This window comes from Pseudalkalibacillus sp. JSM 102089, assembly GCF_041366475.1.
GTDB classification, from domain to species: Bacteria; Bacillota; Bacilli; order Bacillales; family Guptibacillaceae; genus Guptibacillus; species Guptibacillus hwajinpoensis_B.
In genome coordinates this window covers 647,541-669,313 of sequence record NZ_JBEWYW010000002.1, presented here as the reverse complement: position 1 = coordinate 669,313, position 21,773 = coordinate 647,541, and the positions used below count along the sequence as shown (strand labels likewise).

Sequence of the window (21,773 nt, the reverse complement as noted above, 5' to 3'; positions counted from 1 at the left end):
AGCGGATATCCGCTGCCTTTCTTCGTTTTTGGCGATTAATCAATCGAAATGATTCCGCTATCGCCTTGATTAATATTACCGGATTTTTTGATTTTCAACTTTTGTAAATTCGTGAAAATGACTGGAGTTGCAACTGAAGGTACTGAACGTCTGACGCTACTTAAATCGACCGTCATAAGCTTATCGCCTCTCTTAACTGTATCCCCTTCGTTTACAAGTGTTGTAAAGCCTTCTCCTTTTAAGTTGACGGTATCAATTCCTACATGGATCAATATCTCAACGCCGCTATTCGACTTAATACCGATTGCATGCTTTGTAGGGAAGATGCTTATAATCTCACCATCAACAGGTGAAACGAAATGACCGTCTTCAGGAAGAATTGCGAAGCCATCCCCCATCATACCTGCAGAAAACACTTCGTCTGGAACCTCCTGCAGTGGAATAATTTTCCCTTTGACTGGCATGACGAAATCTTGCTCAGCTAGCGTTTTTGTAAGATTGATAGTTGTATCGTTGCTCTCTTTAGAAGCATGTGAATTTGTTCCGCGCATTGCATCTGCAACAAATTCCACATCAGTTCCTACGATGATCTGCAAGTTGCGGTTGTTAACTTTCACTACACCTCGAGCACCGTGACGCTTTAATTCTGCTTCGTCTACTTTTGCCATGTCATTCATTTGTAAGCGGAGTCTTGTTGTACAATTATCAATAGATGAGATGTTATCAATGCCACCAATGCTGCGGATAAAGTGACCTGCCATTACATCGTATTTGTCTTCTTTTGTAGCTGGTGCATTTGTTGGATATGACATGTCTTCATCTTCACGTCCAGGTGTTTTGAGATTTAATTTTTTAATAAGGAAATAGAATACAACAAAATAGATTCCTCCGTAAATGATCCCAATAACAAGGAGTAGACCTGCCTTCTGTGCCAAGCCGTAATTTAGGAAAAAGTCAATGGCTCCTGCAGAAAAACCGAAGCCGTGATGGATATCCAGCACATACGCGAGAACCATCGAACTGGCAGTTAATAGCGCGTGAATCCCATATAATAATGGTGATAAGAACATAAAGGCAAATTCAATTGGTTCAGTAATCCCTGTTAAGAAGGATGCAAATGCGATACCAATTAACATTCCGCTTACTTCTGCTCTTCTATCCTTTTTAGCAGCTGCAATCATTGCAAAACACGCTGCTGGAAGTCCGAACATCATAATTGGGAAGAAACCAGCCATAAATATGCCAGCGGTTGGATCTCCAGCAAAGAATCGATTCAAGTCCCCAGTTGCACCATTGTAATCACCAAAAACAAACCAAACTAAACTATTTAGAACGTGGTGTAGTCCGAATGGAATAAGGAGTCGGTTTAAGAATCCGAATGCACCAACACCAAGTGCTCCTGCATCGATAATCCATTGTCCGATCGAATTAATGCCCTCTTGAATTGGAGGCCAAACAAATCCAAATATCCCTGCTAGAATAACCATTGCTGTGGCTGTGACGATAGGGACAAAGCGTCGTCCACCAAAGAAACCAAGCCAGGTTGGAAGTTTAATATCATGAAATCGATTATAAAGAAGTCCCGCAACGATACCAGAAAGGATTCCTCCAAGTATCGCCATATTAATATTCTCATTAACTGCTTGAGTCCCCTGTGTAAGAACAAGGTAACCGATGGCACCGGCTAGTCCGGCCGCACCATTGCTGTCTTTAGAGAATCCAATGGCTACACCTATTGCGAAGATAAGTGCGAGATTATCAAATATGGCTCCCCCTGCTGCTGCTACAAATGGAATACCAAGTAAGTCATCCTGCCCTAACCTCAATAGCAAGGCAGCAGCCGGAAGTACAGCAATTGGTAGCATTAAGGACTTACCAATACGTTGTAAAGCTCCGAGCATTTACGTTCAACCCCTTTCGAAATTTGAAAACGTTTTATTGTCATGTTCATCATAACAGCACTAAATATAGTTGTCTATACCAATTCCCTTGTGCGTCGTAAAATCGGTTCTATACTGGTATAGACAACTGTACTTAATGGTGGTACGATTTTAATAACAAGATGAACCGAAAAAAGGAGTGTCTCATCGTGAATGAAGCGTGTTTTGTTATTGATCATGTGACAGTTTATAGCGAAGAACAAACGATCCAAAACGGCTATCTTAAAGTCGATAACGGTAAAATTATTGAAATAGGTCATACAGATGAACGTACTATAGCAGGACAAGAAAAAGTCTATTCGTTTAATGAAAGTGTATCTGTGCTTCCTGGAATGATTGATGTCCATATTCATGGCGTGAATGGAGCCGATACGATGGACGCTTCTACTGAAGCGCTTGATACTATTACGAAAGCACTTCCAGCTGAAGGAACAACGAGCTTTCTAGCAACGACTATTACTCAGGAAGCAAAGGCGATTGAGTGTGCTATTCAGAATGCAGGCGAGTACTTAATGGAGAGACAACAACCAGGACATGCGGAAGTACTTGGCATTCACTTAGAAGGTCCATTCCTTAATAGTAAGCGGGCAGGTGCACAGCCGCCACATGCCATGCAGCAACCAGATGTGGATGTATTTAAAACGTGGAATAAACTAGCAAACAACACGATTAAGCTAGTTACCCTGGCACCTGAAATAGAAGGTGGTATGGAACTTGTTCGATATTTAACAGAAAGAGGTATTGTGGCTTCAATAGGTCATTCCGATGCAACATATGAGCAGGTCATGGAGGCAGTTGAATGTGGTGCCTCTCACGTTACACACCTCTATAATGGGATGAGAGGTCTCCATCATCGTGAACCGGGTGTAGCAGGTGCTGCTCTGTTAAGTAAGCAGTTGAAAACAGAAGTGATTGCAGATGGGTATCATGTGAGACCTGAAATGATTAAGTTAGCTTATTTTCAAAAATCAGATGCTGGGATGATTTTAATCACCGATGCGATGAGAGCCAAATGTCTAAAAAATGGTCGCTATGATTTGGGTGGACAAGATGTTGAAGTGAAAGATGGTAAAGCGCTATTAGATAATGGAACTTTGGCAGGTAGTGTGCTGAAAATGAAGGATGGACTTGCTAACATCCAGGCTTTTACCGGCTGTACTCTTGAAAACGCGATAAAAATGGCATCGGAAAATCCTGCGAAACAGCTTGGTGTTTTTGATCGAAAAGGAAGCCTTGCCGTGGGAAAAGATGCAGACTTTTTCTTACGATCCATTGATGGAGAAGTGATGATGACATTTTGTAATGGACATCTTGCATATACGAATAAAGGGGATGTAGAAAATGAGAATCATTGAAGCACATGACTATGAGCATATGAGTGAACTGGCAGCGAATTATCTTATTGATAAAATCCGTACAAATCCAAGTATGGTTTTGGGACTTGCGACTGGAGGAACTCCGCAAGGGACTTATAAGCATTTAATTCAGGATCATCAACGAAATTATACTACCTACAAGGAAATTACTACTTATAACCTTGATGAATATGTCGGTTTTTCAGCTGATAATCCGAACAGCTACCATGCTTTCATGTATGAGAAACTTTTTGGGAAAATCGATATTCCAAGTGCGAATATACATCTTCCAAATGGTACGGCGATTGATCTTGATGAGGAATGTAAAACATATGAAGAAAGCATTAAAGAGTCAGGTGGAATCGATGTGCAACTACTCGGAATGGGTAGTAACGGGCATATCGGATTTAATGAGCCTGGGACTTCTTTTGAAGCTACAACACAAATAGTTCAGCTAGCTCAATCTACTAGAGAAGCCAATGCTCGTTTTTTTCAGGATATTAACGAAGTACCACATGAAGCTATTACGATGGGGATTGCAACCATCATGAAAAGCAAAGAGATTTTGCTACTTGTTGCAGGAGAAGCAAAAAATGAGGCAATGAGGAAATTGGTGGAAGGTGAAGTGGACGAATCCTTTCCTGCATCGGTGTTAAACAGGCATTCTCATGTTACAATTATTGCTGATAAAAAAGCGTTATCAGGCGTAACATTGCGCTGAAAGGAGTTATTTCCGATGATTGATAAGACGTCCCCATTACCTATTTATTATCAGTTAGTTGAGTGGATAAAAGGACTGATTGCAAGAGGCGAGTTAACCCCAGGAGATTCGCTTCCATCCGAGCGAGAATATGCAGAGCGCTTTGGCATTAGTCGCATGACAGTAAGACAGGCCATTACAGAGCTTGTTAATGAGGGTTACCTCTATCGACAAAAGGGAGTAGGTACCTTTGTTGCTGAGAAAAAAATTGAGCAACAGCTGATGGGGTTAACAAGTTTTACCGAAGATATGAAATCACGTGGCATGGAACCAAGTAGTAAACTAGTAGGCTTTGAAATTGTACCTGCTCCACCTTATATATCAGAGCAGTTAAAAATACAGGATCACGCACCTGTTTACGAAATTAAACGGATCAGGCTTGCTGATGGTATCCCAATGGCACTTGAGAAAACGTACATCTCGGCTAATCTCGTAAAAGGGTTGACGGAAGAAACTGTACAGCACTCTTTATATCATCACATTGAAAATCAGCTAGCGATCAAGATTGAGGAAGCGACCCAAGTGTTAGAGTCTTCTGTAGCAACTCAGCAGGAGGCAGAATACCTAAATATACAAAAAGGAGCACCGATACTGCTCATTCAGAGGAATACGAAACTAGCGGATAATACACCGCTTGAAGTAGTGAAGTCTTCGTACAGAGCAGATCGATATAAATTTATGATTACACTTAAGCGTTAATTTCATTGAGGAGGCGTTCATTTGTTTCATGATTACTTCAACAAAATTAGAACATCCCTTCAAGTAATTGAAGAGAAAGAAGCCGTTTCTATCGAGCGAGCAGCAGTCGCTCTAGCTGATAGCATCGAAAACGGAAAAATCATTCATGTATTTGGATGTGGACATTCTCACATGATGGCGGAAGAAGTTTTTTACCGTGCAGGTGGGCTTGTGCCAGTTCGTCCTATTTTTATTGAAGACTTAATGCTCCATAGAGGCGGAACGAGATCTTCTGCTCTAGAGCGAACGAATGGATTAGCTAGGGAATTCATGGTGGACCAGGATATTCAAAAAGGCGATGTAGTGATCGTTGTATCGACATCAGGTCGTAATCCTGTTCCAATTGATGTTGCCCTTCTTAGTAAAGAAAGAGGGGCGTACGTTATCGGCTTAACCTCACGAAAAGCTTCAAATGGACAATCATCTCGTCATAAAGAAGGAAAGTATTTATACGATGTAGTAGATCAAGTGATTGATAACCATGTTGAGGTAGGTGATGCGGTGATTCAAGATACAGAGAATCAAGTCGCATTTGGTTCAATCTCTACCGTAATTGGAATGGGGATCCTGAACGGTATTACTGTAGAAACTATTCATCAGTTGATTGCACGGGGAATAACTCCTCCTGTGTTTAAGAGCGGGAATGTAGACGGGTCAGATGAATCGAATCAGACATTGATTGAGAGATACAAATCACGTATTCCGCTCCTCGAAGGCAATCAAGGTTTTTAGCAAAACAATCTCTTATTTTTAAGACTATGTAATTGAATGTTGTTGATATTAGACTCATTTATGACCTATGATGTCCAGTCGGATTGGTCATCATAGGGCGCCCTTTCAGCAAAGCTGAAAAGTGGTTTTTTTCTTTATAGCGAGGTATTTTGTAAGCTTGCTTTTTATGCTTTGTTTCTGATTTTTGAATGAAGAGAATGCTCAAGATTCCTATAATGGTAATGAGCATTCCACCTAGTATAATTACGAAGGCAGGGCTATAACTATTACCTAGAACATATTAAGGAATATTTTCATGGAAATAATTTGGTGATGTGAAATGATAAATGCCGTTATAGTAACCGACGAGTAAACCAAATCGTTTATTTTCAATTAAAAACTCAAAAATAACCTGCCGTCCTATTGGAAAGCAGGTGTTACTATTTAATAAACGCTAGCGCTTCCACTTGAAAGGGATATCTTCACGTGATACTTCCCTGAACCATGTACTCCCGATATTTCCTTATTGCTAATCGTCTGCTCTTCTAAAGTGAATTTGGTTGAGATGTCCCCGCTGCTTGCCTCACTATCCAATGTGAAATCAGCATTGTCCGGAAGGTCCAAATCAACATCACCTGAACTAAGGTCAAACGATACATCCCCTGTTAACTGATCCATTTGAACTTTCATGTCACCTGATGACATTTCTCCTTCAAGTGGGCCAGAGTAATGGGTTAAAATCACGTCTCCAGAACTTATATCAAAGCTTCCCTTTTCGGTTGAAAGTCGATCAATGATAAGACGACCAGATGAGCCGTCATGCTCGAAGCTTTTTGTTTCCAGGTTGGAAAGTTCAACATCACCCGAACTCATATCAATATCTACTTCGTTTAAAATGGTAAGGTTTTCTTCATTATTGAAGACAACACTTCCTGAGCCAACCTCAAGCTTGAGATTGCGTTTAAAGTCTTCTGGGAGGTAAACAGTAACATCTGATCCCCCGTTAAAGTTAAAAAACTTATACCACTTTCGCTTCACTTCAACTTCAATTGCATTTCCTTTCTTTCTCACCGAAAGCTCTCCACTACCATTTAAGGTTGCTTTCACATCATCACGTGATGATGTGACTATGTTCATATCACTGCTGTGCGTCAAAATACTAACTTGATTAATTTTTTCACTTAACTCAATGCTGTTTTCATCACTTCCTCGTGCAAAAAGAGAGGTGTTTTCAAATAAAATTAATAAAACCGCCCCTACTGCAAGCAACCCAACAATGACCACAAATCCACTTCTCACTATATTTCCTCCCCGTGTTTCCTTCGTTATGCTATTCCCTATGGTAATCTTATAGTAGTTCAAGTCATCTAAACATCATCTAGAGTATTAAATTGGAATAAGACTTGAGACTTAATGACGTATATTGGAGGCAGGCGCATGTACCTCACTATTAAAGAAACGGCAGAATATTTATCTTTACCAGAATCCTATATCGAAACGCTCATTCGAGAGAAGCGCGTTCGCACTATTTTTGATGGTGAGCAATATTTGCTATATAAAGAGCAGTTTAATGCTCATTTTGAACAGTTGGAAAAAATGAAGAGACGATTAGAAGAAGAAGCCAATGAGCCGCTTCCAGAAGATCCAGATGTAAAAGATGAAGATTAAGTAAGGTTTAGAACTTAAGTAAGAAAGGATGCCACCGGCATCCTTTCTTTATTTTGTTAGCACTTCACTCATGATGGCATGTGTGTTTTGCTCACTATCTTCAAAAAACGCCATCCACGTTTCAACGTCATCTGTTTTCGCAACTAGGTGAGGTTTACTAATGAAAATCACCCCATTCTTCATTAAACGTTCGTAGCTTTTCTCAATATGACTTACTTCAAAATAAAGAACTGAGCTTGCATGTGCGAAAGTTTCTTTCTCTGGAATACTTAGTAGCAAGCGCAGCCCATTACAATCAAAAAAAGCCATCTGATTTGTTTCAAATAATAATTTAAGTTCCAAATGCTCTTTGTAGAATTGAACCGCTCGTTCCATCTTTTTGACGGGAATCGCTATTTGGCTCACCTGTTTGATCATAAGAGAAATCGTCCTCCTAATTATCTGGTTATTTTCTATTTCTCTCTAGTCCATTGAATCTCCTCTAATCTTTCGTTTAAGTAATAAGAAATCGGGAATAACGAATAGTACTAGAGGAGGGTATCCTTTTATGAGAAATTTGATTAAAAAAGCGATTAAATACGGTCCCATTATTTATCCGATTGTAAAGAAAATGCGAAATAAAAGAAGAACAAGGTAATCTAAAAATCCCCGGGAAATCTTTCCCGGGGATTTTTAATGATAGTTAATATGTGGTTACTTGGAATAATTTTTGAAGAATATACATGACATATTTATAGGGGGAAAGAGAGTTTTGATATTTTTCGTAGTCAGCTGTATAAGTTCCATCTTTATTTGACCAAATTCGCTCAAAATAGCGGTCAACATCCTGGACGACTTTAGTATCGTTAGGTGCGTTTAAATGAATATTCGTTTCCATATTGTAATCATCCAGGTTTCTAGAGGTATAGTTGCCTGATCCACCGATGATTGTGCTCTCTTTATTTCCTTTTATATACAATAGTTTTGTGTGAAATTGCTCTTTATTTGTGTCATACCAGCGGATTGTAAGATGCTCACTTCCTTGTTTCTCTAGCTCAGCTGTCACAGGAAGGTTAGGTAAGCCGATTTTTTGCTGTCCAAAGGCATTTTGATTGGGATCTAGTACTAGACGTACGTCGACCTCTCGTTCGGTTGCGTCAACAAGCGCATCAACGATATCCCGGTCGGCCAAATAAAACATTCCAATATAGATAAGCTCTCCTTTTTTGGCATCATCAATAGCTGTCACAACACTATCCTGAATTTTACTTTCTGTCACAATTTGAGCTTTAACATTAGAAGCATCCTCGGGACTCTCATCGGTCAACTTAGTGTCTGGAAATGACGATACGTTTCCTCCAGAATAGGCGGCAACTGCTTTTTCAGTTTCGATAAGGTCATTTAGAATCTCGCCCTTCACTTTAAAGGCAATGTTAGAATGAAAACCGCTCGCATCATGAGGATTTGCAGACATGATAATACCCGCATCTTCTGTAATCACCGTTTTACGATGGTTCGCTTTCACATTAAGCAACTCTAGATAAGATCGTGCAGTGACTTTTGGTGCTGAAGGAGCCATTGGGTTTGGAAGCCATCCTTTGCCTTCTTGCCCAAACCAGGTGATCCCCATTCTCCAAAGCCCTGAATAAAATAAGTTTGGATCTCGTAGCCGATCAAGATCAGTGAAAATAATTTCGGCGCCCATTTCCTTAATCTTATTTATTTGGTCAGCCTCGTGAGATCCATATGTTGTGTTCACTTCATCGCTAATGAGGATAACCTTCAGGTTAGGCTTCGCTTTCATTACTTCAACTACTGTATTCGCTAAGTCTTCACTGATTTTTGGATAATCTCTTTTCCCATCCGTGTATCCGTTAAATAAGAAAAGGTCTAAAATAAGGAAATCATCGGCTTCTTGAATCGTACTGTTGATTTCATCAAAAATACTATGATCATAAACTTCTTTCTCCTTTTTGTCGTAAGTTAAGTCAAAAAGAAACTCGATGTCTTCATCATTTATTTGATGAACTTCACCTGCGTAGGATACGCCTTCAGGTAAAGGCTTGAAGCGGTGATAAGTGATAACGCCTACATAAATAACTAAAAATATAATGAATATCATCCAACGTTTTTTGCGATACCATGATCGTTTCTTCATATGTAGTGCTCCTCAATTTCTATTTTCTCTTTATATACCCCGCGCCGTACGATTGTATCCCTCCTCTGAATGTGTTTTTTTGCATGCTGTAAGGTTGTTTCCATACCAATTTCCGCCGTATACTGTTGGATAAACAGCTGAAAGACAGAAAGCGGGTTTTGCATAATGACAGTTGAACATCATACTTATCATTTTGATGCCTATCCGATGTTTGCGTTTGTTCCAATGGGAAAGAAAAATAAACGAATTAGAACGGTAGGTCAGAAAGTACAAAAAGGCATGATTCATCGTCTTCACGAAAATGTGAAACGGAAGATTGGCGCTCTTACCCAGGAAGAGAAGCAGAAGTTGCAAACGTTTCTTGAACAGGAAAACGAAGCCGTTTTACCGATTCCTTTAAATAAAGAAGATGAGCTTTACCCACATCTTATCAAACCAGAGCAATTATTGTGGCAAACCTTTTCGGCGATGCATGGCCTCCCCATCCATAACAATTCTACTTACCAAGAGTTTTATTTACAGTTATCAACGGAAGATCTTGATCGTCATCTCGATCGGGTTATTCGAGATTACCTTTTTTGCGCGGAGTTAGCTGAAAAGTCTCGTGTAGAATGGGAAGAGCGCATTATAGAGGCGTATCAACTTCATCCGTTTATTCAATTGGCTAGAGAGAAAGAAACCGTTGTAAAAGCGGTTGAAAGGATGAATCACTCGCCTCTTATCTCCCTTTTAAATTCTCCTGAAGATCTTGCTTACTGGCGACACCGAGTCGACATTGTGATGAGACCTTACCGCGAAGTTCCAGATGAATGGTTATGGACCGAAAAGGGAGTTTGTCATCATGAGAAGAAGATGAGGCTTTACCCAACTAGTAGTGATGTTGAATTTTATTGTGAGGCCTGCGGATGTGCGATTTATTATGACATAGAGGAAAACCATGTCCATTTTAAAGAGGAAATTGACATGGATCGTGCTAAGAAACGTATCGGAACGATTGAACGACAATTCAATGAAATGGTAGACAATACCCCACGTTTAGTAGAAAAAATAGAGGAAGTGTCTCAAGCGATTCAAGCATTCAAGCCGTATGTACCGCTTTATGCTGAAGTGCTACAAGTTCAGCATACTTTATCAGAAGAAGAACTTGCGTTATTTGAAGCGCCATCTACGGTTACGGTTTATCAGCAGTTCAAATGCGTGAGACTGCCAGAAGATCGATCAGGCTCACCACTTATTTGGTTTTCCCATGTATTAACCGATACCATAGCACCTTTTAAGCCTCGGACAGTTTTTCCGAATTTGAATCAAAGGGAAATCACCTTTGTTCGAGACTACCTTGAAAAAGTAAAGTCAATCAGTCAAAATGTCCCTTCGAATGAGGAAGATTACATGAATGTAAAGCAACATACGATGACAATTGGCGAGATGAAGATCTTGCTTCACTTCATTATCAGGCATGAAAATGAGCCACTTCATGTACTCTCAAAAGTTTTTACCGGACAAGCAACAAATGCGATACGAGCACAGAGACTACATGAAAATGAGGTGTTCGGTCTTTTACAGAATTGGCAAGAAAAACATGTTGTCAAAGGGATCAAATACATGGAGAAAGACGGCTTGCTGCTTAAGATCTCCAAAGGCTATGGGCTGACAGAGAAGGCCAATCGAATGTTAAGTAGAGAGGGCGAATAGCTGGAAAGACGATGTGAGTAGCATCGTCTTTTTTTTGACGAAATGAATTTTCGGTGGGAAAGTACCTGATTATAGTACCTAAAGGGTTTGTGGACAGGATGAAACCTTTTATTGTAAGTTTCGTAGAAATAAGTAGAAGTTTACATATGGAGGGGATTGTATGGAACACGGACCGGGAAAAGTACTTTCTTTGAAAGGATTGACGAAGTGGTACGGAGAAAAGCTCGTTCTAGATAATATTGATCTTGATGTTTATGAAGGGCAAATTATTGGTTACATTGGTCCGAATGGGGCTGGTAAGAGTACCACTGTTAAAATCATGCTCGGATTAGAAGCTACTTACGCTGGTGAAGTAGAGATATTTGGAGAAAATATTAAAAAGAATAGCGTTAATTATAAAAAGAGAATCGGGTATGTTCCAGAATCGGCGGACCTTTATGATAACTTATCTGCGCAGGAGTACCTAACGTTTACAGGTGAACTCTACGGATTAGATGCTGATACAGCGGAATATAAAGCTAGATTGCTGATGAGAGTGTTTGAGCTTGAAGACGTTTATGAATCTCGTATTTCATCCTACTCAAAAGGTATGAAGCAAAAAGTCTTACTAATTTCTAGCTTGCTTCATGACCCTGATATTCTTTTTCTCGATGAACCGATCAATGGTCTTGATGCGAATAGTGTCATGGTGTTTAAAGAAATCCTTGCTCAGCTTGCGGCTCAGGGGAAAACGATTTTCTACTCTTCGCACATTATGGAGGTCGTTCAGAAAATTAGTAGCCGTATTCTCCTTCTAAATGATGGCAAGATTGTTGCGGATGGAAGCTTTGAACAGCTTCGTCAAAAAAATAAAGAGGGCTCACTTGAGGAGATATTTAATCAATTAACAGGTTTTAATGAGCATCAAAATCTTGCGGAGGATTTTGTGCAGATCGTGCAGCGTGAAGATGTATGAAGAACTTTCCAACACTAAAGATTCTTGACCTCTTTCGGTTCCTATTTGAGCGGCTGGATATTGATTATCCTACCTTGCGTCGAATACTTCAGGTAAAGCTAACGATGGATGGGAGACGCCCTACTACGATAATGAGTCAGAACATGAGTGGGAACAAAAAGAAAGATTCCAACCAGTTTTTGAAATCACTCTGGTTTTATGCTTTTATTGGCCTAACGTTGATTCCGATTCTGTTTTTTGGTGACAATTTTATGTTTCAGATGAGCTTGATTTTCGGTGTTTTAATGTTTTAAATTATGACGGCGATGATCTCAGATTTCTCTTCTGTTCTTTTAGACGTACGAGACCAAACGGTTATTGGCACAAGACCTGTCGATCGTCGAACGATCAGTGCAGCACGGGCTGTCCACGTTACGATATATTTATTTTTCTTAACGGCTGCGATTGTTGCTGTTCCATTTATTGTAGGAACTGTGCAGTATGGAATTTTATTTGGAGTGTTATTTGTCGTTACAGTGTTTTTTAGTGATTTGTTAATTGTTGCGCTTACAGCGTTGCTGTATTACATCATCTTAAAATTTTTTGGCGGAGAACGCTTAAGGGATGTCATTAATTATGTGCAAATTGGCCTATCGATCACCATCGTAGTCGGTTATCAAGTACTTGCTCGTGCTTTTGAATTTGCAGGATTAGAGGTAGGCTTTTCACCAACATGGTGGAATCTCCTTTTACCGCCAGTTTGGTTTGGCGCACCGTTTGCTGTAGTGTTGAATGGGGCTAACGGAGCTTATTACTATATCTTTATCGCATTAGCTATATTGATACCACTAATCGCTCTGTGGCTATATTCATCATTGTTACCTACGTTTGAGAAGAACCTTCTTAAGCTCATCGATCAGACTGGTCCATCGAAAAAGAAGACATTTAAGGGAATGGAACGTTTAGCTTCATTTATCACGCGAAGCAGAGAAGAGCATGCGTTTTATCAATTTGCGGGGAGAATGCTAAAGAATGAACGTGATTTAAAACTAAAGATCTATCCTTCTCTCGGGTTTGCTATGATCTTTCCTTTTGTTTTTCTATATAATAGCTATTCTGCTGGGCAGTCATTTGAAGCCCTTACTTCAGGTAACTCCTATTTAACGATTTATGCGAGCATGATGATGGTTCCGGGAATAGTGATCATGCTTCAATATTCGAGTAAAAGTAAAGGGTCATGGATTTATCATGTCACACCTATACAAAATTCTGGCGTGATTATTAAGGGTACGTTAAAGGCTTTTCTACTTCGCCTATTTGCACCTGTGTTTGTGGCTATCAGTGCGATTTATACCTTTTTATTCGGTGTTCAAATCATTCCAGATTTGATCATTGTATGCTTAATCGCTCTTATTTATAGTGTCATTTGTTTTCGAATATTGAAAGGCACGCTTCCTTTTTCAGAGCCTTTTGAATCAGCCGGGCAAAGTGATGGTTGGAAGACTATCCCATTTGCGTTATTAATTCCTGTATTCTGGGGAGTGCACTTCATTCTAACAAAAGTTCCATTCGGTACGTGGGCGTATCTCCTTGTTCTCGCGCTTATCTTACCGCTTATTTGGAATCGGGGATTGAAACATAGCGAGTGACAGGCACTCCCCGATTCCTGTCGAATCAAAAACCCACCTCATCATGAGGTGGGTTATTTAGTTTTCTAGTGCTTATATGATCTATACTGAGGTTTTCAATTTGCGGGCGTATACCCACATGATGATGGCTGATAGTGCCATTAGGATCAATAAGAAGATATACGTTAGCTGGAATGATTGTGTGCTATACGTTAATCCGTTAAGTTCAAGCATGATCCCACCAGCTACAGATCCTGAGGCGCTCCCGACAAATTGTATGAGCTGTTTCATACCAATGCCAGTGGCGATTTCTTCAGAAGGAAGAATGCGTGACACCTCGTTTGTAGTACTAGATGAAAGGCTTGAGAAGCCAAAGCTTGTGAACATATAGCCAATCATAATCATGTACTCATTTAGAGGTGATAGGAAATAGAAAATCACGGTGGAGATGAGAAGCAGACCGTGAGCAAGATAAATCACTTTCATGTTTCCGTATCGATCAAGTAGTCTACCAACATAAATAGCGGCAACTGCGGAAAGCATGGCGCCTGGAAAAATAATATACCCTACGACAGAAGGTCCTTTTTCATAAACGTTCTGAAGCATGAGTGGCATAAGAAGTAAAATGGCAAAGTGGGTCGTGAACCCAAGGTAGCTCATATACAATAGCTTTCGATATCCCTTGTTTTTAAAAAGAGACGGTTGAATAAAAGGGATATCTGTTCTTGTAATTCGAAGCCAGAGGAGTCCGCCTATGATAATGCCCAGAGCTAAAAACAGCCAATTAAAAGTTGAAATATAGAGTAGAAAGCTTGTAACAGTAGCCCCTGTCAATAGTCCTCCTATAATGTCAAAGCTTCCTTTACGAACCTCCTCTTCCGGAAGACGACGAAAGAGAATTGGTATGAGTAAAACTACAAATAAAGTTACAGTGAAAAGATAATTCCAATCAAGATACTCCGTTACGACTCCCCCAACGACAGGGCCAAGTCCGAACCCGAGCGATGATGCTGAAGCAATCATGGCCATCGCCCGTCCGCGACTTGAGAATGGAATAAATCGTCCCGCAAAAACCATAGATAGTCCAGGTATTGCAGCTGCTCCGGTTGCTTGTAAAAGACGTGCAGCTAATAGTAGTGGAAATGTCTCTGAAAAGAAGCCAAGAACTGATCCGAGTCCAAATATGACAATCCCTGCAATTAAGAGGCGTCTGATCGGTAAATAATCCGATAGACGAGTATACGTAATCGTGAAAATTGCGAGGATAATGGAGTATCCAGACACAATCCAGGCGCCATCTGCAGGGGAAAGGTTAAATTCAGTTAATACATTTGGTAAAGCAACATTAAACATTGTTGTATTCATGACAACAAGCCAGACCGCCACACTTAAAAGAAGAATGGTTTTGAAATAGCTTGAAGTTGTTTTCTCGTTCATTAAAACCCTCCTGATGCGTTAGTAAAGCACCAGCTTATTGTAAACGATAAGCGCATGATTCGTCTCATTTCACGGTTTCAATGAAATTAACTCTTTTCTTTCAGCGTCTTTTTAGCCAACATTTCTTTTGCCTGGTTATAGGTAAGCCCTGAATTTGCATTGAGACGTTTCACTGTCTCAATATCCGTTCCTGTTTTCGTTTTCACCATTCATCACCACCTTTCGTCATTAGTTTCTGAATGAATCAACCTATTTATCCAGAGGGAAGTTCGGTTTATGGAGCAGGTAGGATACGTGATATAATGCAAGCAGATTAAAAAACTTGAAAAGTTAGGATGACACGATGAGGAACGAACGAAGCGTGCAGGTGCAAGTAAAGCATCAAAAGAAATTTTATAAAGGATATCCCCTTATATTCAAGGAAGCGATTGTGAATGCAGACGTCTTGAAAGAAGAAGGGACGATTCTAAGACTAGAAGATGAGAAAGGTCAGTTTATTGCTAGAGGCTATTATGGAAGGCAAAACAAGGGGTATGGCTGGGTGCTCTCACAAAATGAACAAGAAGCAATTGATCAGGACTTTTTTGTGAGGAAAATCCAGCAAGCCCTTCGTCATCGTACTTCGTTCTTTGAAGATCCAACAACAACGGCATTTCGCGTGGTGAATGGGGAAGGAGATGGCCTGGGAGGCGTAACCATCGATTATTTCGACGGTTATTACCTTATTAACTGGTACAGTGAAGGGATTTATTCGTTTAAAAATGTTGTGGTAGAGGCGTTAAAACAGCTTGTGGATTTTAAAGGTATCTATGAGAAGAAACGCTTTGATGCGAAAGGTCAGTATGTAGAAGATGATGATTTTGTTGAAGGAGAACGCGGCGAATTTCCGCTAATTGTGAAAGAAAATGGCGTGAACTTTGCAGTGTATTTAAATGAAGGTGCCTTGGTTGGAGTATTTCTTGATCAGCGCCCTGTTCGAAAGCTAATCCGTGATCAATACGCGAAGGGAAAAACAGTATTAAATACGTTCTCCTACACAGGTGCTTTCTCGGTATTTGCGGTTGAAGGTGGTGCGACGGGTACAACAAGCGTTGATCTTGCTAATCGAAGCTTGAATAAGACGATCGAGCAGTTTAGCGTCAATGGCATTGATTATGAAGAGCAAAACATCCTCGTGATGGATGTATTTAAATACTTCAAGTACGCCGTTAAAAAGAATTTATCTTTTGATATGGTGATTCTTGACCCTCCAAGTTTTGCGCGTTCTAAGAAACATACATTTAGTGCTGCTAAAGATTATAAAGATCTGTTGAAAGACGCAATTTCAATTACGGAAGATAATGGTGTGATTGTCGCTTCAACGAACTATAGCGGCTATGATATGAAGAAGTTTAAAGGGTTTATTGATCAGGCATTTAAAGAAACGAACGGCAAATATGAGCTGCTTGAAGAATTTACACTACCTGAAGATTTTCGTACAATCAAAGAGTTTCGTGAAGGAAACTATCTTAAGGTTGTTTTCATAAAGAAAATAAAATAGGTTATTCGCGTTTCACTGATAACTATTAACGGGGATAAAAAAGGAAAGATCGTTGAATAGAGGGAGAGGTGGTACTCATGAAACTAATTGTTTTCGGAGCTACAGGCGGTACAGGAAATGCTTTTGTGAAACAGGCCATTGCAGCGGGCCATACCGTCACTGCATTTGTTCGAACACCTTCAAAACTTGAAACGACTCACAAAAATTTATCAGTTGAAATTGGCGATGCGATGCAGTCTGCTGATGTGAAGCAGGCGATAACTTCTGACGTTGATGCCGTTATTTCATGTTTGGGTGCTAAAGGTCTTGGAAAAACAACAGATCTTTCTACAATGATGGCAAATATCCTCGATGCGATGAGTATTCATGATGTAAAGCGGATCGTTTATATGGCTTCTGCTGGGATTAATAAAGAGATTCCTGGAGTGACAGGGTTTATTGCAGGCAAGCTGTTGCAGAACGTCCTTGCTGATCATCGAAGAGCAGTCGACCTTCTTGCTGCAAGTGAAGCAGAGTGGACAGTGGCTCGTCCAATGGGATTAGCGAATGATGATCGGACTGGAGAGTATCGGAAAGCGCGAAGTGGCATTCCAAAAGGCGGACGTCGCATCGCTCGATCAGATGTAGCTGATTTTATGCTTCATACCGTAACAGATCATCTCTACATTCGAGAATCGATCGGACTTGCATACTAAGAACCGTGAAGCTTAAGCTTCACGGTTCTTTCGGTTATACGGATACCTTCTGGGAATGAATGACGCGCTCGCCAACTGCGCGAATTAATTCTGGTGGAAGTGGATAATTGAGAGCAGCAGGATCCATTTTTACCGCTGCGATTGTAGCGTCAAGTGCATCAGGCTTAATGTCATAATCTTTGAAATTAGCTGGAAGACCAACGTTCTGCTGCATTTCTTTTAGTTTATGAATGACAACTTGTAGCAACGTGTCATTATTCTTGCCGGTTGTCTCTAAATGAAGGGCACTAGCAAGTTCCTTTATTTTTGGAAGATAGAGATTAGGGAGCATTTCCATCACAACTGGAAGAAAAACGGCATTCGCAAGGCCGTGTGGAATGCGGAAAAGAGCTCCGTACGCATGCGCAAAATTATGCACAGGAATGGCATTAAGGGCGAAGCTAAATGCCGTTATACCCATCATACTCGCTTGGAGCATTTCCATACGTGCTGTGAGGTTATCTCCCTGGTTGACGGCAGTTGAGAGATGTGACTCAATCAAGCGAATAGACTGGAGGGCATAAGCATCAGTTAGCGATGTGGCTGATGGTGAGGCGAATGCTTCAATTGCGTGAGTTAACGCATCAAATCCAGTAAAAGCCGTAATGATAGGTGGTAATTCCGTTGTCAATTCTGGATCCAATATAGCCATATCGGCATTAATAAATGGATGAATAATGTTTGTCTTCATCTTGATTTCTTCGTTATAAATCACGGCAATAGGAGATACCTCTGATCCTGTACCAGCGGTTGTAGGGATCGAGATGTGGGGAATTGGTATATGAGTGGCCTCTGGCCAGGATAAATAGAGAAGTCCTCCTGGAATAGCTTCTTTAATATCAGTTAATCCGTTGTGAAGGGCGTATTTCACCCCTTTCACGGTGTCCATCACGCTGCCACCGCCAACAGCGAGTAGCCCATCCGCACTTACTTCCCTGGCAAATTGAAGCGCTGCATTAACATCATGACTCCCTGCATCTTGATTGATATCAAGATAAACCCCTGCAAGTTCAGGGCCAGTCCCATGTGGTGTCAGCTCGAATATCTCTTTGATCTTTTCAACGACACCAGCTTTTTCAAGTCCGTGGTCACTAAAGAGAACCACACGCTTTGCTTGAAGTCCTCTGAACAGATCGGGTACAAGTGCCCGAGTTCCTGCCCCGCTATGAATGGCCGTTCGAAGCATATATTGAGAATATGTTAATGTCATACAGTTTTACCTCCTTTATTAAGATTGGTTAGACAAGAGAAGACTGTACCAATTTCTCCGTTCGATTTCTGGCACCATGGAGGTGTGCACATGCTTCACCTGAGTATATGCGTCAAGAGAATGCTTGCCCATTTCTCTACCAATACCACTTTGTTTGTATCCGCCAAACGGTGCATCATTTCTGAGCATATGCCAATCATTTATCCAAACAACACCGGCACGCAGTTTTCTTACCACCTTATAGGCTTTATTCACATCAGTTGACCAAACACCTGCTGCTAGTCCGTAAATCGTATCGTTCGCCATACGGATGGCATCATCAACATCGCTATACCGGATAACAGAAAGCACAGGCCCGAAGATTTCTTCTTTGGCGATCGTCATGTCGTTCGTGACATCGGCAAAAATTGTTGGAGCAATAAAATGTCCTTTCTCACAGCCCTTCACGTTAACTACATTCCCGCCACAAATAAGACGAGCCCCTTCCCGCTTACCTTTCTCAATATATGATAAGATCGCTTCTTTTTGCGTAGCAGAAACCACCGGACCCATATCTGTCGCCTGATCAATTGGATTCCCAATCACAAGCTTCTCAGAAAGCTCTTTGAGTCCATTGATTACCTGATCATACAGTTTATCTGGAACAAAGAGTCTCGTTCCGGATTCGCACAATTGACCAGAGTGAAGGAAGACGCCGAACAGACTGCCAGGAAGGGCGATTGAAAGATCTGCATCATCCAGGATAATGGAAGGTGATTTCCCACCAAGTTCAAGCGTTGTGTTCTTCACTGTTTTAGAAGCTAGACTCATAATGTGACGTCCCACTTCAGTAGAACCAGTGAAAGCTATCTTATCGACTTTAGGGTGCGTAGCGAGTGGTTCACCAACGTCTTTTCCACTACCCGTGACAACATTTATTACTCCTCTGGGAACTATTTCAGAAATAATTTCAGCGAGGCGGAGGGTTGTAAGTGGTGTATAACTCGCTGGTTTAATAACGATGGTGTTCCCCATGGCAAGGGCAGGTGCGATCTTCCACGTTGCAATAAGCATAGGCATGTTCCATGGCGTTATGGCGGCACAGACCCCGATTGGCTCACGCCAGATAAAGTTATGAGCTGGTCCTGGAAAGGGAGGAGAGGGCAGTGTTTCTGAATAGGTGTAATCGAGCACAAATTTACCGAGAGTCTGGAATAGATCCACCATCTGAATGATGTCATTGGATCCAAGTCTTCTAACTGTGCCACCTGAAGAGAGCGCTTCTAAGGCAACAAGTTCTTCTGCATTTTCCATGATTTTCTGAGCGATGGAATAAAGGACTTTCGATCGCTCTTTTGGAGGCATCTCACGCCATTCTTCATTATTGAATGCTTTGGATGCTGCCTCTACAGCTCGGTCAACATCTTTAGCGTTACCGCTCGTTACTTTTGCGATTACATCTCCAGTAGCAGGATTCATCACCTCGAACAGTTGACCACTTTCTGAAGGAGACCATTCTCCATTAATAAAAAGCGGAAATGACTTTATTTCTACGTTTACTGACATAGCTCTTCCTCCTTTACTTTAAAGAACGCCAACATCGGATTCAGAAGTACGGTAAATCTCGTTGATGTCTTTTCCTTTTGCGCGTGCAAGGATGTCCATCCTTACCGATAACTGTTTCATAGAAAAGGCCATTGTGGCATCAAGTGTATTTCCGAATGCGCTATGTGTTTTTTCTCCTATTCCTTCCTGTGTTAACTGCTCTGCAAGTGGGGCGAGCTGATTCATCTTATTTTGCACAATCTCAAAGAGGTGGGGGTGTTCAGCAATCAGGCGCTGTAACAAGAAGGTTCCATAGCCGATATGACGTGATTCATCTTTTTTAAGCAATCCAACGCCTTTCATTAATCCTGGCATAACCTTGGCTTTATCAAGAGATTCGTAGAAAGAAAAATAGCCTGTTTCAGCAAGAACCCCTTCCACAAACATATTGTAGACAGTAGAAGCTTCAGCTAGCGCTTCAGAAGAATGGTCCTGGTGGAGTTTCCCCATTGCTTCCGGTAATATAGAATAAAAAATTTTACGATAGGTGTCGGAGTGAAAACGGGACAGGTCCCCGGTTTGACCAATCTTATTTAGAAACAAACGAAAGAATTCCGTGTGCTTTGCTTCCTCAAAAAGAAAAGTTGTTAAGTACATCTCTTCTTCTAATCTTCCTTCTTGTGCGATCACCATGATTAATGGCAGAAGGTCCAATGTGACTGCTTCTTCACCAGCCTGAAATTGAGAAATAAGTCTCAGTATCTCTTCTTGTTGATCCCCGGTTAGAAACTGCCAATCTTTTACGTCTTGTGTAAAATCAATCTCTCTTGGGTCCCATCCGCCAAATTTCTTCGCTTTTTGATAAAGACGAAATGGTAAGGAATCTTCCTGAAGTCCGCGGTTGCTTGTCGTTATCATTTCTTTCCGCATCTTTGACCACCTTTCAATACTTGCGATTTATTCTAGCAAATTTTATAATGAAGGAGCTATCAGAGAAAACGCTTACATATACAGTTTAACGATTTTTGTACGGCAGTTCGATTCCTGAAAAGATAGGGGTGAATCATGTCGATGCATGAGGAAACGTGGATGCGATCTTTTCATCGGATGTTAGAGATGAAAGATCCGATCCAACGTTGCGAAGTAATGATGAAACAATGTCTTGCCCATTTTCCATTCATGCGTGCCAGTCTCTTTACTTTTTCCTATTTTACAGGTGTTGGAGAAGGCATTCTTCGCGTTGATCGTAGTGGAGTGTTTTCTATGAGCGCTATACGTGAGGATATACGGCGCATCCCACCCATTCAACGAGTCCTTCTAAGTAACAAGCCTTCTTTCCTGGTGATGGATCAGCATCATCAGCTCTTCCCCACAGAATATATCGAAGCTTATAATTTAACATCTGTCTTAATTATTCCATTAAGCATTGAGCGAATTGCTATTGGCTGTGTCCTAATTGATGAAAACGAAGAGGGTGTTACGGTTCATCAAGGGCTTATTGATGATGTGATGATTTATTTTCAACAGGCAATTGCTTATATGCTCCCACCAATCTCTCAGTCACCTAACCCCTTAAGCAAACGTGAGACAGAAGTTCTTCAATATGCAGCTGATGGCTGCAGTACGAAAGAAATGGCCAGGTTATTACGAATCAGTGATTTTACAGCGAGAGATTATATAAGTACGGCGATTCGAAAGTTACAAGCTAATCATCGTGCCGAAGCAGTTGCAAAAGCATTAAGAGAAAAATGGATTCTGTAACTAA

General features: G+C 40.8%; 21 protein-coding genes. 12 read left to right on the top strand and 9 right to left on the bottom strand.

From position 1 onward, the window contains the following. Positions 1-35: 35 nt before the first annotated feature. Complete coding sequence (gene nagE / locus ABVF21_RS07945; RefSeq protein WP_194218182.1) at positions 36-1,901, bottom strand: N-acetylglucosamine-specific PTS transporter subunit IIBC; 1,866 nt, start codon at positions 1,899-1,901, stop codon at positions 36-38. A 185-nt stretch (positions 1,902-2,086) separates the two neighbouring features. Here nagE and nagA point away from each other — a divergent pair, with 185 nt between their 5' ends. The 4 genes from nagA to ABVF21_RS07925 are packed head-to-tail and all read left to right on the top strand — an operon-like array spanning position 2,087 to position 5,525. After that, positions 2,087-3,295, top strand: coding sequence for an N-acetylglucosamine-6-phosphate deacetylase (gene nagA / locus ABVF21_RS07940; RefSeq protein WP_371017958.1), 1,209 nt, complete (start codon positions 2,087-2,089; stop codon positions 3,293-3,295). Further along, complete coding sequence (nagB, locus tag ABVF21_RS07935) at positions 3,282-4,016, top strand: glucosamine-6-phosphate deaminase (RefSeq protein WP_303532768.1); 735 nt, start codon at positions 3,282-3,284, stop codon at positions 4,014-4,016. The genes nagA and nagB overlap by 14 nt, the downstream gene beginning before the upstream one ends. Positions 4,017-4,031: 15 nt before the next feature. After that, the gene (locus tag ABVF21_RS07930) at positions 4,032-4,754 is read left to right on the top strand and encodes a GntR family transcriptional regulator (protein WP_303532766.1); all 723 of its coding nucleotides are present in this window, start codon (positions 4,032-4,034) and stop codon (positions 4,752-4,754) included. Between the two features lie 21 nt (positions 4,755-4,775). Continuing rightward, positions 4,776-5,525 (top strand): SIS domain-containing protein, encoded by a 750-nt coding sequence (locus ABVF21_RS07925; RefSeq protein ID WP_303532764.1) that lies wholly within the window; start codon positions 4,776-4,778, stop codon positions 5,523-5,525. 423 nt (positions 5,526-5,948) lie between these two features. Here ABVF21_RS07925 and liaG read toward each other — a convergent pair whose 3' ends face one another. Then, the gene (gene liaG, locus ABVF21_RS07920) at positions 5,949-6,803 is read right to left on the bottom strand and encodes a LiaG family protein (protein WP_303532763.1); all 855 of its coding nucleotides are present in this window, start codon (positions 6,801-6,803) and stop codon (positions 5,949-5,951) included. A gap of 138 nt (positions 6,804-6,941) precedes the next feature. On the opposite strand from liaG, the gene ABVF21_RS07915 reads away from it, so the two are divergent. After that, complete coding sequence (locus tag ABVF21_RS07915) at positions 6,942-7,172, top strand: excisionase family DNA-binding protein (RefSeq protein ID WP_303532761.1); 231 nt, start codon at positions 6,942-6,944, stop codon at positions 7,170-7,172. A 48-nt stretch (positions 7,173-7,220) separates the two neighbouring features. On the opposite strand, the gene ABVF21_RS07910 is transcribed toward ABVF21_RS07915, so the two are convergent. Together ABVF21_RS07910 and ABVF21_RS07905 are read right to left on the bottom strand one after the other, a co-directional pair. Continuing rightward, positions 7,221-7,589 (bottom strand): VOC family protein, encoded by a 369-nt coding sequence (locus ABVF21_RS07910; protein WP_303532760.1) that lies wholly within the window; start codon positions 7,587-7,589, stop codon positions 7,221-7,223. A 265-nt stretch (positions 7,590-7,854) separates the two neighbouring features. Beyond that, a complete protein-coding gene (locus tag ABVF21_RS07905; protein WP_371017934.1) occupies positions 7,855-9,309 on the bottom strand; it encodes a phospholipase D family protein in 1,455 nt (484 codons plus the stop codon). A 165-nt stretch (positions 9,310-9,474) separates the two neighbouring features. Between ABVF21_RS07905 and ABVF21_RS07900 the strand changes: the two genes are divergently transcribed. The 4 genes from ABVF21_RS07900 (at position 9,475) to ABVF21_RS07885 (ending at position 13,584) form a co-directional block, all read left to right on the top strand. Beyond that, positions 9,475-11,001 (top strand): RQC-minor-2 family DNA-binding protein, encoded by a 1,527-nt coding sequence (locus ABVF21_RS07900; protein ID WP_371017933.1) that lies wholly within the window; start codon positions 9,475-9,477, stop codon positions 10,999-11,001. Between the two features lie 160 nt (positions 11,002-11,161). Next, positions 11,162-11,956 (top strand): ABC transporter ATP-binding protein, encoded by a 795-nt coding sequence (locus ABVF21_RS07895; protein ID WP_303532752.1) that lies wholly within the window; start codon positions 11,162-11,164, stop codon positions 11,954-11,956. Next, the gene (locus ABVF21_RS07890; protein ID WP_371017932.1) at positions 11,953-12,249 is read left to right on the top strand and encodes a hypothetical protein; all 297 of its coding nucleotides are present in this window, start codon (positions 11,953-11,955) and stop codon (positions 12,247-12,249) included. The genes ABVF21_RS07895 and ABVF21_RS07890 overlap by 4 nt, the downstream gene beginning before the upstream one ends. Before the next feature lie 3 nt (positions 12,250-12,252). Beyond that, entirely contained in the window at positions 12,253-13,584 is a 1,332-nt protein-coding gene (locus tag ABVF21_RS07885; protein WP_371017931.1) for a hypothetical protein, read from the top strand. A gap of 81 nt (positions 13,585-13,665) precedes the next feature. Here the strand turns inward: ABVF21_RS07885 and ABVF21_RS07880 are convergent, their stop codons facing one another. After that, entirely contained in the window at positions 13,666-15,000 is a 1,335-nt protein-coding gene (locus ABVF21_RS07880; protein ID WP_303532749.1) for an MFS transporter, read from the bottom strand. Between the two features lie 86 nt (positions 15,001-15,086). Beyond that, on the bottom strand, positions 15,087-15,209 hold the full coding sequence (locus tag ABVF21_RS07875) for a hypothetical protein (RefSeq protein ID WP_371017930.1): 123 nt from the start codon (positions 15,207-15,209) through the stop codon (positions 15,087-15,089). Between the two features lie 134 nt (positions 15,210-15,343). Here ABVF21_RS07875 and ABVF21_RS07870 point away from each other — a divergent pair, with 134 nt between their 5' ends. Next, complete coding sequence (locus ABVF21_RS07870; protein ID WP_371017929.1) at positions 15,344-16,540, top strand: class I SAM-dependent rRNA methyltransferase; 1,197 nt, start codon at positions 15,344-15,346, stop codon at positions 16,538-16,540. 77 nt (positions 16,541-16,617) lie between these two features. Then, complete coding sequence (locus ABVF21_RS07865; RefSeq protein ID WP_303532744.1) at positions 16,618-17,235, top strand: NAD(P)-dependent oxidoreductase; 618 nt, start codon at positions 16,618-16,620, stop codon at positions 17,233-17,235. A gap of 34 nt (positions 17,236-17,269) precedes the next feature. On the opposite strand, the gene ABVF21_RS07860 is transcribed toward ABVF21_RS07865, so the two are convergent. Genes ABVF21_RS07860 through ABVF21_RS07850 form a run of 3 tightly spaced genes read right to left on the bottom strand, consistent with a single transcriptional unit; the run spans position 17,270 to position 20,938 of the window. After that, positions 17,270-18,484, bottom strand: coding sequence for an iron-containing alcohol dehydrogenase (locus ABVF21_RS07860; RefSeq protein ID WP_303532742.1), 1,215 nt, complete (start codon positions 18,482-18,484; stop codon positions 17,270-17,272). Between the two features lie 18 nt (positions 18,485-18,502). Continuing rightward, entirely contained in the window at positions 18,503-20,029 is a 1,527-nt protein-coding gene (locus tag ABVF21_RS07855) for an aldehyde dehydrogenase family protein (protein WP_303532741.1), read from the bottom strand. An 18-nt stretch (positions 20,030-20,047) separates the two neighbouring features. Continuing rightward, a complete protein-coding gene (locus tag ABVF21_RS07850; RefSeq protein ID WP_371017928.1) occupies positions 20,048-20,938 on the bottom strand; it encodes a R2-like ligand-binding oxidase in 891 nt (296 codons plus the stop codon). Between the two features lie 135 nt (positions 20,939-21,073). On the opposite strand from ABVF21_RS07850, the gene ABVF21_RS07845 reads away from it, so the two are divergent. Continuing rightward, entirely contained in the window at positions 21,074-21,769 is a 696-nt protein-coding gene (locus tag ABVF21_RS07845) for a LuxR C-terminal-related transcriptional regulator (RefSeq protein ID WP_371017927.1), read from the top strand. The last annotated feature ends 4 nt before the right edge of the window (positions 21,770-21,773 follow it).